We start from the raw sequence: 17,224 nt of genomic DNA on the forward strand, positions 1-17,224 counted from the left end.
CCGGTCGCCGAGGGGGCGAGCACCAGGCGGAGTAGGCTACCTTCTGCACATGGCCGAGATCGTGTATCCGCCGGTGGTCGCCGCCGCGCGGACCTTGTTCCGCGTGCTGGACTACCGCTTCCACCTGGAGGGCACCGAGCACGTGCCGAAGACCGGCGGCGCCGTCCTGGTGAGCAACCACATCAGCTACCTCGACTTCATCTTCGCCGGGTACGCGGCGCTGCCGGCCAAGCGGCTGGTGCGGTTCATGGCCAAGCAGGACGTGTTCGACCACCCCGTGTCCGGGCCGCTGATGCGCGGCATGAAGCACATCCCGGTCGACCGGGGCGCGGGCGCGGGCTCGTACGCGACCGCATTGCGGATGCTCAAGGCCGGCGAGGTGGTCGGGGTGTTCGCCGAGGCCACGATCAGCCGGTCGTTCACGGTCAAGGACATCAAGAACGGCGCGATCCGGATGGCGCAGGCGACCAACGTCCCGCTGATCCCGGTCGGGCTGTGGGGCACGCAGCGGCTGTGGACCAAGGGCAGGAAGCGGCAGATCCTCCAGCGCCACGTGCCGATCACGATCCTGGTGGGCGAGCCCATCCACCCCAAGCGCGGCGAGGACGTCACCGCCCACACCGAGGTCCTGCACGCGCGGCTCTCGGAGCTGGTCGACCGGGCGCAGCGCACCTACCCGGAGATCCCGCAGGGCGTGTGGTGGCAGCCCGCCCACCTCGGCGGCACCGCGCCCACCCCGGAGGAGGCGGCGGCGATGGACGCAGCCGAGGCCGAGGCCCGCGCGAAGAAGGCGGCCGGCGACTCCCGCGAGGAGGCGGCCGGCGCCTGACGGCGGCCCGCGCGAGCTAGATGGCCGCCTGGTAGGCGCCGGCGCGCATGCCCGCCAGCACCGTCTCCGTCTGCGTCAGCGAGTAGCGGCGGGCCGGGTCGTGGTGGAGCAGCCCTTCGATGAGGGGGCGCATGACCCCGGCCCGGCGCGGCGGCGGGAACGGCCCGCTGCGCGCCATGCCGAGCACGGTCGCGGCGTCCTGGCCCGGGTAGGGCGGCTGCCCCTCGATGGCGCTGTAGAGCGTGGCGCCGAACGACCACATGTCGGCCTCCTTGCTGGCCGGGCCGCCGTAGAGCCGCTCGGGGGCCATGAACGCGGGGGTGCCGCGCAGCCGCCTGGAGGTCGTGGTCTTGCGGATGTCGCCCTCGGCGGTGGCGATGCCGAAGTCGGTCAGCACCACCCGGTCGCCGGTCAGCATGACGTTGGCCGGTTTCACGTCACGGTGGAGCACCCCGGCCTGGTGGGCGGTGCGCAGCGCGGCCAGCAGGTGACGGCCGATCGCGGCCACCGACTGCGCGGGGAGCGTGCCCACCTGGGAGAGCAGCTGGTGCATGGAGAGCCCGTCGAGGTACTCCATCACGATCCAGAGCTTGCCGCCCTCCTCGATGAGGTCGTGGACCGTGACGATGTTCGGGTGGGTCAGCCGGGCGGCCATCCGCGCCTCGCGCAGCACGCGCCGGCGCACCATCTCGGCCTCGCCGGTGAGCGTCAGCTCCTTCAGCGCCACCTCTCGGTGGAGCAGCCGGTCGAACGCGCGCCAGACGACGCCCATGCCCCCACGACCGGCCTCCTCGTTCAGGAGGTACCGTCCGCCGATCTCCCGCATACCATCCCCTCATTGACAGGGGTAATCATGTCATCTCAGCGCGGTCTTGTGGGTCTCTAACGTGATCCGGATATGTCGGGAATGGTAACGCCGCTGGTCACCCGCCGGGAAATCGGCGAGAATACGACGCGCCCCATCCAGCAGACGGCGAGCACCTGGACCGCCGCCGACCCGAGGAACACCGCCGGCAGCCCGGCCGCCTCTCCGGCGAGTCCGCCCAGCGCCGCCCCCAGGGGCATGCCGCCCATCCCGATCAGCCGGTAGGCGGCGTTGACCCGGCCCAGCAGTTCGCCGGGGATGATCCGCTGCCGGGTGCTGATCACGAGCACGTTCGCCGCGGCCCCGGTCACCCCCCACACGAACGCCGTCGCGTACAGCAGCCAGGGGACCGGCATCAGGACCGGGACCAGGTGCAGCAGGGCGTTGAACGCCCAGAGCACGACGAAGGCGGGCGCGTCCCCGGCCAGGCGGCCGGCCCGCCCTGCCCCCGCCGCCCCGGCCAGGGCCCCGGCGGCGAACACGGTCAGCATGAGGCCGTAGCCGCTCGGTGCCAGCCCCATCGCCGAGCCGTCGCCCACCACCCAGAGCACCAGCACCCCGAAGTACGCGGCCCCGGCCGTGTTGAGCACCCCCGCCACCAGGGCCAGGGAGCGCAGGAACCGGTTCGACCACAGGTAGCGCAGCGATTCGGCGATCTCCCGTGCCACCGGCCGCGGCGCCGCCCGAGAGGGCCGGAACCGGCCGCGCATGCCCAGCAGGAGCAACCCGGCGGCCCCGTACAGGATCCCGGGCGCGCCCAGCACGGCGGCGGGCAGGGCCGTGACGAGCAGGCCGGCCAGCGGCGCCCCGGCGAAGTCGTTGCCGAGGATCTGGGCGCCTACGACGCGGCCGTTGGCCCGGGTGAGGCCGGCGTCGGGCACGGCCATCGGCAGCACGGCCTGGGCCGAGGTGTCGGCGAACACCTCGGACACGCACGCGAGGACCACGGCGGCCAGCAGCACCCACAGGTTCATCAGGCCGAGCGCGGCCAGCGCCGTCGCGACGGCGAGCACGGCGACGCGCGCGGCGTTCGCCACCATCATGATCCGCCGCCGGTCCAGCCGGTCGACGAGCGCGCCGGCGGGCAGGGCGAGCAGCAGCCACGGCAGCGTCGCCGCCGCCCCCGCGAGGGCCACCAGGGCGGGGGAGCGGGTGAACGAGACCGCCATCAGCGGCGCGCCGACCTTCAGCACGCCGTCGGCGAGGTTGGACAGCGCGGTGGACGACAACAGGAAGCCGAACGAGCGGCCGAGACGCGCCAAGGCGGGCTCCGTTAGTGTGTAAAGAGAACTGTGCATGGATTCCTTTGCAAAGATAGGTTTGCACGCTGTGGATCGCAAGAGCCATTCCGCCAGGACCCTCGACCCGGGCGCGCTCAAGTCCTTCGCCCACCCCCTCCGGCTGCGCCTGTACGAGCTGCTGGAGGAGCGCGGCCCCGCCACCGCCACCCAGCTCGCCGGCCTCGTCGGGGAGAACACCGGCGCCACCAGCTACCACCTGCGCGAGCTGGCCAGGCACCGGATGATCGAGATCGTGCCGGGGATGGGACGGGGCAAGGAGAAGTACTGGCGGGTGACCCTGGGCGGCTTCTCGTACGGGGACGCGCCCCCGGACCCGGAGGCGGCCCGGGCGCTGGAGTTCCTCCTGGACGACCTGGTCCGGCAGCGCGGCGCCGAACTGTCCCGCTGGCGCGAGGAGGAACGGGACGCGCCGCGGGAGTGGGTGCGGGCGAGCGGTCTCGGCCGTCGCGCGCTGCGCCTGACGCCGGAGGAGACGGCGGCGATGCGGGACGCGGTCTTCGCGGTGCTGGAGGACTATCGCGCCCTGTCGGACGCCCGGCTCCCCGCGTCGGCGGCGGACCCGGCGTTCGGTCACGTCGTCGTGCACTTCGACGTCTTCCCGGTGCGGGCGGACCGTGACCCGGAGCCCTCAGACCCGGATCTGTAAGACCCGGTGCGCCGCCGGGTGAACGCCTCGGGGGCGCACCGCGTACCTGAAGGTGACGAGTCTCAAGGTGGCCGGTTCGAGGATCCGGAAGGGGTTGACGGCACGTGCGATCTCGACAGGGACGGCGCCGTCTCGCTCTCGCCGCGGCCTGCCTCGCGACCGTCGCCGCCGGCACGGCCTGCACGGCTCCCGCCGCGCCGCAGCCGGCCGACACGGCGCGGGCGGCCGACGCGGTGCCGACGGACATCCCGGAAGAGCTGATGGCGCCGCCCGCGACGAGCCTGACCGGTCAGGAGGACGCGGAGCCGGGGGCGGGCGGCCCCCGGGCGACGAAGTGGGGGCCGCTGTCCGCGGCCGACCAGGATCTGATCAAGAAGGTCCGGCTCGCCACGCTGTGGGAGATGACGATCGCCCAGGAGGCGATCCAGCGCGGAAACAGCTCGCGCGTACGGGAGATCAGTCGTGAGATCTCCGCCCAGCACCACGAGCTCGACGAGAAGGCCCGCGACCTGGCCCGGAAGCTGGACGTGCGGCTGCCGGTGCGGCCCACCGAGGACCAGCAGCGGTGGATGGCCGACATCTCCGGCAGATCGGGCCGGGACTACGACGTGACGTACGTGAAGTGGCTGCGGCTGGCGCACGGGCAGATCTTCGGTCTCATCGGGCAGGTGCGCGGCAGCACGCAGAACACCCTGGTGCGCACGTTCGCGGAGACCTGCAACGCGGCCGTGCTGAACCATCAGCGGCTGCTGGAGAGCACCGGGCTGGCCGGGCCTGAGGCGTTCCCTGACCCGCCGGACGTGTGATCTGTACCCGGCTTTCCAAATCTGGATATGTCGGGTTAGGTTTGCCTAACCTGACCTACTTGAGGAGAGAGCCGCCCATGATCGAGCCCTTCCGCATGTTCGGCGTCCGCGTCGGCAGGCTGGACCGGCTGAGCCCGTCGTTCCTGCGCGTCACGTTCACCGGTGACGACCTGCGGCACTTCGCCGACAACGGCTTCGACCAGCGCGTCAAGCTCATCCTGCCGGTGCCGTCGCACGGCCTGAGCCGGCTGCCGCAGGGCTCCGACTGGTACGGGCAGTGGCGGGCCATGCCCGACCAGGACCGCAACCCGATGCGCACCTACACCGTCCGCCGCGCCCGCCCCGAGGCGCGCGAGCTGGAGGTGGACATCGTGCTGCACGGCGACGCCGGCCCGATGTCGCGGTGGGCCTGCGCGGCCGAGGTGGGGGACGAACTTGTGATCATCGGGCCGGACGGCCGCTACGAGGGCCCGCCGTCGGGCCTGGAGTTCCGTCCCCCGCAGGGCACCGGGGCGGTGCTGATCGCCGGTGACGAGACCGCCGCGCCCGCCATCTGCTCCATCCTGGAACGGCTGCCCGCCGGCACCACGGGTGAGGCGTTCGTCGAGGTCGCCACCCGGGGCGACTTCCTGCCGTCGGAGACCGGCAGCGCGGTCAAGGTCACCTGGCTGGCCAGGGACGGCGCGCCGCACGGCGCTCACCTCGTCCCGGCGGTGCGCGAGGCGGCCCTGCGGCTGCTGCCCCCGCTGCCCGCGCCGGAGGACTTCCAGGACGTGGACGTCGACGCCGCCGAGCTGTGGGAGGTGCCGGAGGCGCCGTCCGGTCCGCTGTACGCGTGGCTGGCGGGCGAGGCGGCGGTGATCAGGAAGCTCCGGCGGCACCTGGTGGCCGAGCGCGGCATGGACCGCCGCGCGGTGGCCTTCATGGGCTACTGGCGCCTGGGCCGCTCCGAGGACTGGGCCGCCTGATCCTCCGGGGTCATCGGCAGGTCCGACCTCCCGGTCCTGTCACCAGGCCAGGTCGCCCCCGGCGTTGTCGCCGCGCCAGACGACCGTGTGCGACCCCGTGTCGAGATCGGCGCGGATCAGCTCGTACATGGTCACGCCGCACGGCGCCCTGGCGGGGTCCGGGGTGGGTGTCTCGCCGGTCATGGGATGGGGCATGGTGCTCGCGTCGTACCCGCGTACCAGCACGTGCCGCCCGCCCGAGGCCAGGGCCATGCCGTCCACCTCGCCGCAGGCGAGCGTGAGGACGGTCCTGACCTGCGTGGCCCCGTCGAAGAGCGCGACCGAGCGGCCGGAGGCGCGCAGCGCGCGTCCGTCGGGGAGCCGGAGGACGTGGGCCTTCCATTCGTCCCCGGGGGCGGCGGCCCGGCCCAGGGCGCGCCGGTCTGCCGAGGGCAGGCGGGTGTCGAGGACGGTCTCGCCGTTCGCCTGAGGCTCGCTCGGCAGGGCGAGCCGGTGCTGATCCAGCCAGTGGAGGGAGTGGCCCTGGACCCGCCATTCCCGCCGGGGCCCGAGCACCCCGGTGAACCACGTGTCGTCTCCGGCGACGTGGGCGCTGCGGACGTAGGCGATCCGGCCGCCGGGTGACACGGCGAGGTCGTGGACGATCCCCTTCATCCTGCCGGACACGGGCTGGCCGAGCTCGGCCGCGCCGTCGGCGTCCACCCTCAGCCGGTACAGGCGGGAGGTCGAGCCGCGCGGCGAGTAGTGGGTCGCCCAGGCCTCGCCGTGGCTGACCACGCTCGCGTAGTAGTGCCCCGGCTCACCCGCCGGCACCAGCGCCCGGACGACCGCCACCCGCCGGCCGACGTAGAGCTGGGCGGGCTCCACCCGGCCCCGCTCCAGGTCGAGGACGTGGACGAGGCCACCCCCGGCGAGCGCGTACCGCGGCGCGCCGTCCGCGCTCAGCGCCGGCCCGGCCAACCGGTCCACCAGCGCCGGCACGAGGGGGAGCAGCGGCACCGCGACCAGCACCGCCGCCACGGCCGCCGCGAGCCGCCACAGCGACCCCCGGTCCGGCCGCACCCTCGCCCCCGCGATCCCGGCCAGGACGACCAGCGCCGCGGGCGAGGTGACCCAGTGGAGGGCGACCAGGGCAGGCCGGTACGGCGACGGCTCCGGCAGGCAGCCGGGCATCGGCTCGGCCGGCGGGCGCAGCAGCTCTTCGAGGAAGAACAGCGCCTCCGGTGCCAGCAGCACCCCCAGCGCCAGCCCCGCCGCCCGCGTGTGCGCGCCGTGCCGTACGGCCAGCACCATCAGCCCGGCCAGCAGGAACGGCCCCGCGTCGACCAGCAGCACCCCGGCGTGCTCCGCCACGTCGGCGGCCGTCCGGCGCGGTTCTGGCACGGGGACCGGCCCTTGGACCGGGCACAGGATCGTCCTCGGAGGAAACAGCAGCGGCCGGACGAACTCCCAGACGAACGCCCCGGCGGCCAGCGCCCACCAGAACACCGCGTACGGCCGCCGCCGCGACAGGTCAGACACCGGAGGCGGCCTTCCGACAGCGGGAACAAGATCACGGACTCTAGCAGCAGGATTGCCCGCGCGATAGGGGGGTAGCCGGGAGGGAAGCCGGGAGCGCGCGGGGGGCGCCATGGAAGGCTTCACACTCACGTACGACCACTTCGACCCCGAGGCCGAGCAGTTGCGCGAGGCGATCACCTCGACCGGGAACGGCTACTTCTGCACCCGGGGCACGGCCGAATGGGAGGACTTCGGGGAGATCCACTACCCGGGCACGTACACCCACGGCGGCTACAACCGGGAGACCACGATCTTCGACGGTCATCCGGTGCTCAACGAGGACCTGGTCAACCTGCCGAACTGGCTGCCGCTGAAGCTGCGCATCGAAGGGGAGCCGGCGGTCCGGTTCGGGAACGTGGAGGTGCTCGACTACCGGCACTCCTACGACGTCCGCCTCGCCCTGGTCGAGCGCTACCTGCGCTTCCGCGACGAGGCCGGGCGCGTGACGAGCCTGCGCAGCCGCCGGTTCGTCAGCATGGCGCACAGCCACCAGGCCGCGATCGAATGGACGCTCACGCCGGAGAACTGGTCGGGCCGGGTCGAGGTGGTCACCGCCCTGGACGGCCGGATGACCAACCAGATCGTGGCCCGCTACCGCGAGCTGGAGGGACGCCACCTGGACCCGGTGTCGCCGCGCACGTTCGGCCCCGAGGTCATCGCGCTCAAGGTGAAGACCCGCCAGTCCGACATCTACATCGCCCAGGCCGCCCGCACCCGCGCCTTCCACGGCGACCGCCCGGCCGAGACCGAGCGGCGGCTGCACCAGATGCAGGACTACATCCAGCAGGTGCTCACCTTCGACGTCGAGGAAGGCCGGCCCAGCCGGGTCGAGAAACTCGTCTCCGTGTTCACCTCGCACGACAACGCCATCACCGAGCCGCTGGCCGCCGCCGGCCGGCACGTGCTGCGCTACCCCGGCTTCGCCGGGGCGCTGGACGAGCACGACTCGGCCTGGACGGAGCTGTGGGACAGCTGCGACGTGCGGCTGCCCCGCGAGCCGCGCGCCCAGCTGCTGCTGCGCCTGCACATCTCGCACGTGCTGCAGGTCTGCTCCCGCCACACCGCCCGGCACGACGCCGGGGTCCCCGCCCGGGGGCTCAACGGCGAGGCGTACCGGGGGCACGTCTTCTGGGACGAGATGTACGTCTACCCGTTCCTCAACCTGCGCCTTCCCGAGATCACCCGGTCCCTGCTGCTGTACCGGCACCGGCGCCTGACCGAGGCCCGCGCCGCCGCGGCCGAGGCCGGTCACCGGGGCGCCATGTTCCCCTGGCAGAGCGGCAGCGACGGCACCGAGGAGACCCAGCGGGTGCATCTCAACCCGCTGTCCGGCCAGTGGGACCCGGATCTCAGCCACCGGCAGCGGCACGTCAACGCGGCGATCTTCTACAACGTGTGGCGGTACTTCCAGGCCACCGACGATCTGGAGTTCCTGCGCGACTACGGCGCCGAGCTGATGCTGGAGATCGCCCGCTTCTGGGCGTCGATCGCGCACCTCAACTCGGAGACCGGACGGTACGAGATCCACGGCGTGATGGGCCCCGACGAGTTCCACGAGCGCTACCCGGACTCCGAGGAGCCCGGCCTGCGCAACAACGCCTACACCAACGTCATGGCGGCCTGGATCGCCCACACCGCGCCCAAGGTGCTCGACCTGCTGCCCAGCAGCCGCGCCGCGATGATCCGCCGCCATCTCCAGGTGACCGACGAGGAGCTGGAGACCTGGCGGGACATGAGCCGCCGCATGTGCGTCCCGTTCCACGACGGAGTGATCAGCCAGTTCGAGGGCTACGCGGACCTGGAGGAGCTCGACTGGGCCGGATACCGGGACCGCTACCGCAACGTCCAGCGGATGGACCGGATCCTCAGGGCCGAGGGCAGGGACCCCAACCGCTACAAGATGTCCAAGCAGGCCGACGCGGTCATGCTGTTCTTCCTCTTCGACGAGGAGGAGCTGGGCGAGCTGTTCGGCCGGCTCGGCTACGACTACGACCGCGAACTGGCCAGGCGGACGATCGAGTACTACGACGAGCGCACCACCCACGGCTCGACGCTCAGCTTCGTCACCTACGCGGGGGTGCTGGCCGGCGTCGACCCGGAGAGCTCGTGGGAACGCTACCTGGTGGCGCTGGAGAGCGACGTCAACGACGTGCAGGGCGGCACCACCAAGGAGGGCATCCACATGGGCGTCATGTCCGGGACCCTCGACCTGCTGCAGCGCAGCTATGTCGGCACCAGCATCACCGGCGACGTGCTCAGGGTGGCGCCCCGCCTGGTCGACCGGCTCGACGGCGTCACGTTCTGCATGCGCTTCCGCGGCACCACGCTCCGGCTGGCCATCGAGGGGGACAAGCTCATCTTGTCGGCCCAGGCGGAGGGGTTCCGCGGCCCGCTGCACGTGGGCGTCGGTGACGACGTCCGCGAGCTGACCCCCGGAGCCACCTGCGTCTTCGCGATCCCCGGGGGCGTCCCCGGGGCCGCCTCCGGACGGTGACAGACCGAGAGAGAGGGGCGCGCCATGCCCATGACGGGATTCAAAGGGGCGATCTTCGACGTCGACGGCGTGCTCGTCGACTCGCCGCACCAGCGCGCCTGGAAGGAGGCGCTGCGCGAGCTGATGGAGGGGGAGTGGGCCGGCATCCGCGAGCGCACCGACTGGTCGGACGACCGGTTCACACCGGAGGTCTACCAGCGGGTCATCTCCGGCAAGCCGCGGATGAGCGGTGCGCTGGCCGCCCTGCGGTACTTCAACGTCCCGGACGCCGAGGACCGGGTCGAGGCGTACGCCGAGCACAAGCAGCGGCTGGTGATCCGGCTGATCGAAGCGGGGGAGTTCACCGCCTACCCCGACGCGCTCAGGTTCGCGCTGGCCGTCCACGGGGCCGGCATCCCGGCGGCGGTGGCGTCCTCGTCCAAGAACGCCGGCCTGTTCCTGGGGAAGATCCGGCTCGACACGTTCGCGGCCGAGCAGGGCCTGGCCTACGACTTCATCCAGCCGGGTCAGACGCTCGCCGGCTTCTTCGACGCCGACCTGTCCGGCCGCGACTTCGCGCACGGCAAGCCCGACCCGGAGATCTTCGTCACCGCGGCGGCCGAGCTGCACGTCCCGACGGAGGACTGTTTCGTGGTCGAGGACGCGGTCAGCGGCGTCCAGGCCGCCAAGGCCGGCGGGATGGCGGGGCTCGGGGTGGCCCGCGCGGACGACCAGCGGATGCTCGCCGACGCCCACGCCGACCTCGTCGTCACCAGCCTCGACGAGGTGGATCTGGACGCCCTGGCCGAGCACCGGCTGGACCGCCGCACCGCCTGACGCCGGGCGCCGGTTGAGGCGCCCGCGCCCCCGGCTCGCGTGGAGACCGAGGGCGCGGGACGGATCGGACCGTCAGCCCATGTGCGGGTAACGGTGGTCGGTCGGCGGGGCGAACGTCTCCTTGATCGCGCGGGCGCTGACCCACCTGACCAGGTTGTACAGCGAGCCCGCCTTGTCGTTGGTGCCCGAGGCGCGGCCGCCGCCGAACGGCTGCTGGCCCACGACCGCCCCGGTCGGCTTGTCGTTGACGTAGAAGTTGCCCGCCGCGAAGCGGAGCCTCTCCGACGCCGCCCTGATCGCGTAACGGTCCTGGGCGATGAACGCGCCGGTCAGCGCGTACGGGCTCACGCCCTCCATCTGGTCGAGCACGGTGTCGAAGTCGGCGTCGTCGTAGACGTGCACGCCCAGGATCGGCCCGAAGTACTCCTTGACGAAGATCTCGTCGGTCGGGTCGGCGCACTCCAGGATGGTCGGCTTCACGAAATATCCGGTGGAGTCGTCGTACGAGCCCGTCAGCACGTCGATCCCCGAGGAGGCACGCGCCCGGTCGATGGCCGCCTTGTGCTTGGCGAAGGCCCGCTCGTCGATCACCGCGCCCATGAACGTCGACAGGTCCGACGCCACGTCGCCCACGGTCAGCGACTCGGCCACGGCCACGAAGTCGTCGCGCATCCGGCTCCACAGCGAGCGCGGCACGTACGCCCGCGACGCCGCCGAGCACTTCTGGCCCTGGTACTCGAAGGCGCCCCTGATCAGCGCCGTCGACAGCACCGCGGGGTCGGCCGACGGGTGGGCCAGCACGAAGTCCTTGCCGCCGGTCTCGCCGACCAGGCGCGGGTAGCCCCGGTAGGAGGCGATGTTCTCGCCGACGGTGCGCCACAGGTGCTGGAACGTCGCCGTCGAGCCGGTGAAGTGGATGCCGGCCAGGTCGGGGTGGGTGAGCGCCACCTCGGAGACGGCCTCGCCGTAACCGGTCACCAGGTTGATGACGCCCGGCGGCAGCCCGGCCTCCTCCAGCAGCCGCATCGTGAAGTGGGCGGCGAACTGCTGCGTCGGCGACGGCTTCCACACCACCACGTTGCCCATCAGCGCGGCCGAGGTCGGCAGGTTGCCGGCGATCGCGGTGAAGTTGAACGGCGTGATCGCCAGCACGAAGCCCTCGAGCGGGCGGTACTCCATCCGGTTCCACACGCCGGGCGACGAGATCGGCTGGTCGGCGTAGATCTGCCGGGCGTAGGCCACGTTGAACCGCAGGAAGTCGATCAGCTCGCAGGCCGCGTCGATCTCCGCCTGCTGGGCCGACTTGGACTGGCCGAGCACGGTGGCCGCGTTCAGCGTCGCCCGCCAGGGCCCCGCCAGCAGGTCAGCGGCCTTGAGGAAGATCGCCGCCCGCTCGTCGAACGGCAGCGCGCGCCAGGCCGGCGCGGCGGCCAGCGCCGCGTCGATCGCCGCGCGCACGTCCTGCGCGCCCGCCTCCCGGGTACGGCCCAGCACGGCGCTCTTGTTGTGCGGCTGGACCACGTCGATCGGGGCGCCGCCGCCGGGCCGCTGGTCACCGCCGATCGTCATGGTCAGGTCGAGCGAGGCGCCGGCCAGCTCCTTGATCCGGGCCTCCAGGGCGGTCCGCTCCGCGCTGCCGGGGGCGTACCCGAGGACCGTCTCGTTGGCCGGGGCCGGGACGTTGCTGATGGCATCCATGATCACTTGCCTCCAAGGGCACGAAGGAAGAAGGCGACGTTGGCCGGGCGCTCCGCCAGGCGGCGCATGAAGTAGCCGTACCAGTCGTCGCCGTAGGGGACGTAGACGCGGACCGTGTGACCGGCCCCGGCCAGGGCCTCCTGCCGGTCCGTGCGGATCCCGTACAGCATCTGGTACTCGTAGTCGCCCCGGGAGCGGCCGTGGCGGTCGGCGAGCAGCTCCGTGATGGAGATCAGCCGGTCGTCGTGGGTCGCCACCATGGGATACCCCTGCCCCGCCATGAGGAGGCGCAGGCATCGCACGTACGCCTTGTCCACGGCGGCCTTGCCCTGGTGGGCGACCGAGGCGGGCTCCCGGTAGGCGCCCTTGACCAGCCGCACCCGCGACCCCTCGTGCGCGAGCGCGCGGCAGTCGTCCTCGCTGCGGTACAGGTAGGCCTGGATGGCCACGCCCGTCGACGGATGGTCGCGGCGCAGCTCGCGCAGGATCCGCAGGGTGGAGTCGACCGTGGTGTGGTCCTCCATGTCGAGCGTGACGGTGGCGCCGGCCGCCGCGGCGCCGGCGCAGATGGCCCGCGCGTTCTCCAGCGCCAGGTCCTCGTCGAGCGCCTGCCCGACCGCCGACAGCTTCACCGACACCTCGGCGGCGCCCCCCAGCTCCAGCGGCCCCAGCTCCTCCAGCAGCGTGAGGTACGCCTTCGCGATGGCCGCGGCGTCGCCCGCGTCGCGGGTCTCCTCGCCGAGATGGTCGACCGTGACGGACAGTCCGGCTTCGCGCAGCCGGAGGATCGCGTCGCGCGCCTCCGGCACGCTCTCGCCGGCGACGAACCGGTCGACGACCCTGCGGGTGAGCGGGAAGCCCGACACGGACCGGCGCACCAGCCGGCTCCCCGATGCGGCGAGCAGTACGTGTCCCAACATGCTTTCCAGCCTAAAACCGCAGGTCAGCCGGTGCTATGGACGCGAGTAACGCCAGATGTGGCAGGCTGTCATACACATGCACAACACCGCTGATCTGCAGGACATCGTCGACGAGATCGCGGGCCTGCTCGGCGCCTCGGCGACGCTGGAGGACCGCTCCTTCCGCCTGCTCGCGTACGGGGCGCAGCACGGCGACATCGACACCGTGCGCCAGGAGTCCATCCTGCGCCGGCGCGCCTCCCAGGAGGTGCGCGACTACTTCGAACGCTACGGCATCGCGCGGGCGCACGGCCCGGTCCGCATCCCCGCCGACGAGGGGCTCAAGGTGCTGGCCAGGATCTGCTGGCCGCTGCGCCACGGCGAGGTCACCTACGGCTACCTGTGGCTCCTCGACTCCGGCAGCCTCACCGACGCCACGCTGGGCCGCGTGGCCCCGCTCGTGACCCGGGCCGCCGCCGCGCTCGCCCGGGAGGCCAGGAGCAGGCAGGACCTCGGCCGGAGCCTCGACGCGCTGCTGTCGCCCGACCCGGAGGAGCGGGCCGCCGCCGCGCTGGAGGTGCCGGGCCCGGTGGCGGCGGTCGCGGTGCGCGAGTCGGAGGAGCGCGCCGCCGCCCTGTGGACGCTGCCGCGCGGGGTGCTCGCCCGCGCCGGTTCGCCGGTGGCCCTGCTCGCCCCCGCCCACCTGGCCGCCGAGGTCGCCCGGACCGTCCAGGCCGCGTACGGGACCGCGGCGGGCATCGGCGACCCCCGGGAGGACCCGGCGGACGCCTGGCTGAGCTGGCGGGAGGCGCGCCAGGCGCTGCGCGTGGCCGAGAGCTTCCCCCGCCACGCGCCGATCGCCCGCTGGGCGGAGCTGGGCGCGCACCGGCTGCTGGCCCGGCTCGGCGGCGACGACCTGCGCGAGCTGGCCGCGACGGTGGCGGCGCTCGACCCGGAGCTGGCCCGCACCGTGGAGGTCTACCTCGATCTCGGCGGCCACGCCCAGAAGGCCGCCGCCGAGCTGGGCATCCACCGGCAGACGCTCTACTACCGGCTGGGCAAGGCCGAACGGCTCACCGGCCGCGACCTGTCCGACGGGGACGACCGGCTCACCGTCCACCTCGGCCTGAAGGCGGCCCGGCTGCGCTGACCGTCCCCGGCACACGTGCGGAGGCCCGCCACCGGCCGGAGGACCTTGACGGTTCTCCTCGGTGGCGGGCCCTGACGAGGTCGGCCGGGGAAGCCTAGGCGCAGGCGGCCTCGTACACGCGGACCAGCTCCTGGCTGACGCGCTCCCAGGAGTAGCGGGAGCGGGCGCGGTCGGCGCCGGCGTAGCCGAGGGCGGTGCGCAGGGTGGGGTCGGTCAGCAGCTCGCGGGCCAGCCTGGCGGTGCGCGAGGGACGGTCCGGCGGCACCAGCAGGCCGGTGACGCCGTCGATGACGGAGTCGAGGTGGGCGCCGACGGAGGAGGCGATCACCGGGACGCCGCAGGCCATGGCCTCCAGCGCCACGATGCCGGTGGGGGCCTCGCGCGGGACGGTCACGACCGCGTCGGCGCTGCGCATGAGCTTGGGCACCGCGGCCCGCTTGACCTGGCCGAGGAGCGTCACCCGGGAGGCCACGCCGAGCTGCTCGGCCAGGGCGCGCAGGCGCCGCGCGTCCAGGTCGCCGTCGAGCTGCTCGGGGTCGGGGCCGCCGGCCAGCACCAGCTCCACGTCGGGCAGGCCCTGCAGGGCGCGCACGATCGTCTGGGCGCCGCGCTCCGGGGTGAGTGGGCCGACGTGCACCAGCCGCTTGGTGGTGCCGCGCGAGGCGGTCACCCCCTGGCGGTGGAAGCGCTCGGTGTCCACCCCGTACGGCACCACGGCGATGTGGTTGCGCGGGACGCCGATCCGGATCAGCGCCGACTCCTCGTCACCCGAGCCGGCGATGACGGCCCTGGCCCGGCGGCCGAGAGCCCGCTCCAGGGTCACGCGCGCGGGATCCACGGTGTGGAAGGAGTGCGCCACCGGAACGTCCAGGTCCTTCGCCCCCGCGACGGCGGCCAGGCCACCGGTCCACGAGTGGGCGTGGATGACATCAGGGCGGTCCTGCCGCCACCGCTTCATCAGGTACTCGCCGACGTCGTTCAGGTACGGCGCCACTTCGTTCGGGCTCAGGTCACGAGCCGGGCCCACGTCGATGTGCTCCACCGTGACACCCGGGGCCACCCGCGTCTTGGGCTTGCCCTCGGAGCTGTTACGGCGTGAGTAGATCGTGACGTGGTGGTCACGCCCGAGCTCACGGGCCACAGAGAGAATGTGGTGGCGCTTGCTGCCGGACCCAGAGGCGACGATCGCGATATTCATGGCACACCTCAGCGTGAAAAAAAGCCTTCAAGGTGTGCCTGCGTCTTAGGCACGACTGTGTCTACGCCGACAATACCCGTATTCCCGGAGTTCGCAAACCCATGCCTGTCAGATTCCGCGGAGCGCCAGCACCACGATCTCGTCCCACACCTGCCCGCCGGAGAAGGCGTTGCGGTCGGCCTCGATGGCCTTGACCACGGCGGACGGCGCCTGACCAGCGCATCTGCTCAGCACGTCGGCCAGCCGCTCCTCCCCGTACGGCTCGCCCCGCTCGTTCCTGGACGAGATGAGCCCGTCGGAGTAGAGCACCAGCGTCTCGCCCATGCCGAGCGTGATCTCCTCGGTGCTGGTCTCGGCGTCGGCCGCGATGCCCAGCGGCACCCCGCCGCCCGCCGTGAAGCGCACGTAGCCGTCGGGCTGCACCAGCGCCGCCGGGTGGTGGCCGGCCGACGACATGCGGATCCTGCGACCGGAGACGAACCCGGCCACGGCCATGACGAACAGGCCGGTGCCCTGCTTGACCAGCGCCTCGTTCACCTTGCGCACCACCGGGTCCGGCTCGCGTTCCCAGACGCTCAGCACCCGCAGCCCGCCCCGCACCATGGCGCTGACCGAGGCGGCCTCCTCGCCCTTGCCGGCCGCGCCGCCGAGCGCGAACCCCCAGCCGCCGGGCAGCGGGAACACGTCGTAGAACTCCGCGCCGACCGACGCGCCCGGATGGTAGACGGCCGCGGCCTCGTAGCCGGGCACGTCGGGCAGGCTGCGCGGGACCACGCTGGCCGTCAGCGCGTCAGCCGCGCGCGAGCGGCTGCGGAAGCTGTGCTGCGCCCGTACGGCCATGCCGAGCTGCAGCCCCACCTCCTGCATGACGCTCAGGTCGGCCAGCGTGAACGGCGGGCGGTCGTGCGTGCGCACCAGCGTCAGCACCCCGTCGCCGCGGCCGATCGGCACGCACAGCAGCGAGCCCGCGCCCATGGCCGTCAGCACCGGCCCGTCGGCGCAGAACCCGAGCAGCGACTCGTCGTCGACCATCTCGTGCACCACGCCGGAGCCGCGCTCCAGCACCTGGGCGACCACCTGGGCGCCGGCCGGGTCGCTCGACTCCACCTGCCGGACCACCTCGCTCACCGGCTGGTTCTTGGGGCCCATCACGATCGAGCGCCGCGGCAGCCCGTCGCGCACGAGGTCGGCCACCACCCAGTCGGACCACTCGGCCGCCAGCAGGCGGGTGGCGCGCGGCAGCGCCACCGGCTGGCGCAGCGCCTCCTCGTCCAGCAGCAGGGCGGCCATCCTGGCCAGCAGGTCCTGACGCCTGGCGGCCTCCAGCAGCGCCGTGCCGTCGGTCTCCTCGGGGCGCCGCTCGCCCGGCTCCGGCAGCTGCACCTCGATCGGCAGCGCCACCAGCGCCACCATCTGCTGCGGCTCGCCCGGCATCGTCAGCCGCGCCATGGCGAGCTGGACGACGTGCGCCCGCCCCTGGTGGGCCAGCCTGGTCTCGAACGCCGCCGGCTGGCCGGTGCTCAGCACCGCGGTCAGGTGGGACCGGAACGCGGCCCGCCGCGAGACGTCCACCAGCAGCGGGAAGGACCGGCCCACCAGATAGCCGTCGGGGCTGCCCAGCAGCCGGGAGGTCTCGGGGTTGATCCGCCTGACCATGCCGCCGCCGTCGAGGACGATCACCGGCACCGGGAAGGCCCGGAACACCTGCCGCAGCAGCTTCAGCTCGCGCTGGGAGCCGTCCTTCTTGCCGGACTGCCGTCTGGGCCCCTTGCTGAGCTGCTCACGCGCCTCGGCCAGCAGTTCGACGGCGGTGTCGAGCTCCGCCAGCGCGGCGTCGAGCGTGGGCGCGAGGTCCGAGGGATAAGCTGCCCTGGCCTCACGCAACGATGAGACGCGCCCTGTCAGCGCGTCCAGGGCGTGTTCGAGGTCCGGCATGGTCACCCTCCGACGCTACGCCACCCGGGATAATGGTGGCCATAAGGGGTAGATGCTTG

Annotated in this window: 14 protein-coding genes; 7 read left to right on the forward strand and 7 right to left on the reverse strand. The window is 72.9% G+C overall.

Annotated elements, in window-relative coordinates; translation table 11 throughout:
* Positions 1–49: 49 nt before the first annotated feature.
* The gene (locus tag ACQEUU_RS17415; RefSeq protein WP_433067027.1) at positions 50–829 is read left to right on the forward strand and encodes a lysophospholipid acyltransferase family protein; all 780 of its coding nucleotides are present in this window, start codon (positions 50–52) and stop codon (positions 827–829) included.
* 16 nt (positions 830–845) lie between these two features.
* Here the strand turns inward: ACQEUU_RS17415 and ACQEUU_RS17420 are convergent, their stop codons facing one another.
* Together ACQEUU_RS17420 and ACQEUU_RS17425 are read right to left on the reverse strand one after the other, a co-directional pair.
* Positions 846–1,655: a serine/threonine-protein kinase gene (locus tag ACQEUU_RS17420; RefSeq protein WP_270158470.1), complete on the reverse strand. Its 810-nt coding sequence runs from the start codon at positions 1,653–1,655 to the stop codon at positions 846–848.
* A 56-nt stretch (positions 1,656–1,711) separates the two neighbouring features.
* On the reverse strand, positions 1,712–2,956 hold the full coding sequence (locus ACQEUU_RS17425) for an MFS transporter (RefSeq protein ID WP_433067031.1): 1,245 nt from the start codon (positions 2,954–2,956) through the stop codon (positions 1,712–1,714).
* 67 nt (positions 2,957–3,023) lie between these two features.
* Between ACQEUU_RS17425 and ACQEUU_RS17430 the strand changes: the two genes are divergently transcribed.
* The 3 genes from ACQEUU_RS17430 (at position 3,024) to ACQEUU_RS17440 (ending at position 5,415) form a co-directional block, all read left to right on the forward strand.
* Positions 3,024–3,641 (forward strand): helix-turn-helix domain-containing protein, encoded by a 618-nt coding sequence (locus ACQEUU_RS17430; protein WP_433067034.1) that lies wholly within the window; start codon positions 3,024–3,026, stop codon positions 3,639–3,641.
* Between the two features lie 104 nt (positions 3,642–3,745).
* A complete protein-coding gene (locus ACQEUU_RS17435; RefSeq protein WP_433067036.1) occupies positions 3,746–4,447 on the forward strand; it encodes a DUF4142 domain-containing protein in 702 nt (233 codons plus the stop codon).
* Positions 4,448–4,524: 77 nt separating this feature from the next.
* Positions 4,525–5,415: a siderophore-interacting protein gene (locus ACQEUU_RS17440; protein WP_433067039.1), complete on the forward strand. Its 891-nt coding sequence runs from the start codon at positions 4,525–4,527 to the stop codon at positions 5,413–5,415.
* A gap of 39 nt (positions 5,416–5,454) precedes the next feature.
* Here ACQEUU_RS17440 and ACQEUU_RS17445 read toward each other — a convergent pair whose 3' ends face one another.
* The gene (locus ACQEUU_RS17445) at positions 5,455–6,936 is read right to left on the reverse strand and encodes a hypothetical protein (RefSeq protein ID WP_433067041.1); all 1,482 of its coding nucleotides are present in this window, start codon (positions 6,934–6,936) and stop codon (positions 5,455–5,457) included.
* Between the two features lie 109 nt (positions 6,937–7,045).
* Here ACQEUU_RS17445 and ACQEUU_RS17450 point away from each other — a divergent pair, with 109 nt between their 5' ends.
* Both ACQEUU_RS17450 and ACQEUU_RS17455 read left to right on the forward strand, forming a co-directional pair.
* Positions 7,046–9,469 carry a glycoside hydrolase family 65 protein gene (locus ACQEUU_RS17450; protein ID WP_433067044.1) on the forward strand — a complete coding sequence of 808 codons (2,424 nt, stop codon included), beginning with the start codon at positions 7,046–7,048 and terminating at the stop codon, positions 9,467–9,469.
* 30 nt (positions 9,470–9,499) lie between these two features.
* Positions 9,500–10,285 (forward strand): HAD family hydrolase, encoded by a 786-nt coding sequence (locus tag ACQEUU_RS17455; RefSeq protein ID WP_433067047.1) that lies wholly within the window; start codon positions 9,500–9,502, stop codon positions 10,283–10,285.
* 72 nt (positions 10,286–10,357) lie between these two features.
* Here ACQEUU_RS17455 and pruA read toward each other — a convergent pair whose 3' ends face one another.
* The gene (pruA, locus tag ACQEUU_RS17460; RefSeq protein WP_433067049.1) at positions 10,358–11,983 is read right to left on the reverse strand and encodes an L-glutamate gamma-semialdehyde dehydrogenase; all 1,626 of its coding nucleotides are present in this window, start codon (positions 11,981–11,983) and stop codon (positions 10,358–10,360) included.
* A gap of 2 nt (positions 11,984–11,985) precedes the next feature.
* Entirely contained in the window at positions 11,986–12,903 is a 918-nt protein-coding gene (locus ACQEUU_RS17465) for a proline dehydrogenase family protein (protein ID WP_433067052.1), read from the reverse strand.
* Positions 12,904–12,979: 76 nt separating this feature from the next.
* Here ACQEUU_RS17465 and ACQEUU_RS17470 point away from each other — a divergent pair, with 76 nt between their 5' ends.
* Positions 12,980–14,032, forward strand: coding sequence for a PucR family transcriptional regulator (locus ACQEUU_RS17470; RefSeq protein ID WP_433067055.1), 1,053 nt, complete (start codon positions 12,980–12,982; stop codon positions 14,030–14,032).
* 94 nt (positions 14,033–14,126) lie between these two features.
* On the opposite strand, the gene ACQEUU_RS17475 is transcribed toward ACQEUU_RS17470, so the two are convergent.
* Together ACQEUU_RS17475 and ACQEUU_RS17480 are read right to left on the reverse strand one after the other, a co-directional pair.
* A complete protein-coding gene (locus ACQEUU_RS17475; protein ID WP_433067057.1) occupies positions 14,127–15,230 on the reverse strand; it encodes a glycosyltransferase in 1,104 nt (367 codons plus the stop codon).
* Between the two features lie 108 nt (positions 15,231–15,338).
* Complete coding sequence (locus tag ACQEUU_RS17480; RefSeq protein ID WP_433071879.1) at positions 15,339–17,165, reverse strand: SpoIIE family protein phosphatase; 1,827 nt, start codon at positions 17,163–17,165, stop codon at positions 15,339–15,341.
* Between the last annotated feature and the right edge of the window lie 59 nt (positions 17,166–17,224).

Source organism: Nonomuraea sp. CA-218870, assembly GCF_050936535.1.
In the GTDB taxonomy this organism is placed as follows: Bacteria; Actinomycetota; Actinomycetes; order Streptosporangiales; family Streptosporangiaceae; genus Nonomuraea; species Nonomuraea corallina.

What these genes read in the sequence shown, in the direction of transcription:
- ACQEUU_RS17480 (WP_433071879.1), bottom strand. Translation starts at nt 17,165, where the DNA reads ATGCCGGACCTCGAACACGCCCTGGACGCGCTGACAGGGCGCGTCTCA.
- ACQEUU_RS17420 (WP_270158470.1), bottom strand. Translation starts at nt 1,655, where the DNA reads ATGCGGGAGATCGGCGGACGGTACCTCCTGAACGAGGAGGCCGGTCGT.
- ACQEUU_RS17455 (WP_433067047.1), top strand. Translation starts at nt 9,500, where the DNA reads ATGACGGGATTCAAAGGGGCGATCTTCGACGTCGACGGCGTGCTCGTC.
- ACQEUU_RS17470 (WP_433067055.1), top strand. Translation starts at nt 12,980, where the DNA reads ATGCACAACACCGCTGATCTGCAGGACATCGTCGACGAGATCGCGGGC.
- ACQEUU_RS17465 (WP_433067052.1), bottom strand. Translation starts at nt 12,903, where the DNA reads ATGTTGGGACACGTACTGCTCGCCGCATCGGGGAGCCGGCTGGTGCGC.
- ACQEUU_RS17440 (WP_433067039.1), top strand. Translation starts at nt 4,525, where the DNA reads ATGATCGAGCCCTTCCGCATGTTCGGCGTCCGCGTCGGCAGGCTGGAC.
- ACQEUU_RS17415 (WP_433067027.1), top strand. Translation starts at nt 50, where the DNA reads ATGGCCGAGATCGTGTATCCGCCGGTGGTCGCCGCCGCGCGGACCTTG.
- ACQEUU_RS17450 (WP_433067044.1), top strand. Translation starts at nt 7,046, where the DNA reads ATGGAAGGCTTCACACTCACGTACGACCACTTCGACCCCGAGGCCGAG.
- pruA (WP_433067049.1), bottom strand. Translation starts at nt 11,983, where the DNA reads ATGGATGCCATCAGCAACGTCCCGGCCCCGGCCAACGAGACGGTCCTC.
- ACQEUU_RS17475 (WP_433067057.1), bottom strand. Translation starts at nt 15,230, where the DNA reads ATGAATATCGCGATCGTCGCCTCTGGGTCCGGCAGCAAGCGCCACCAC.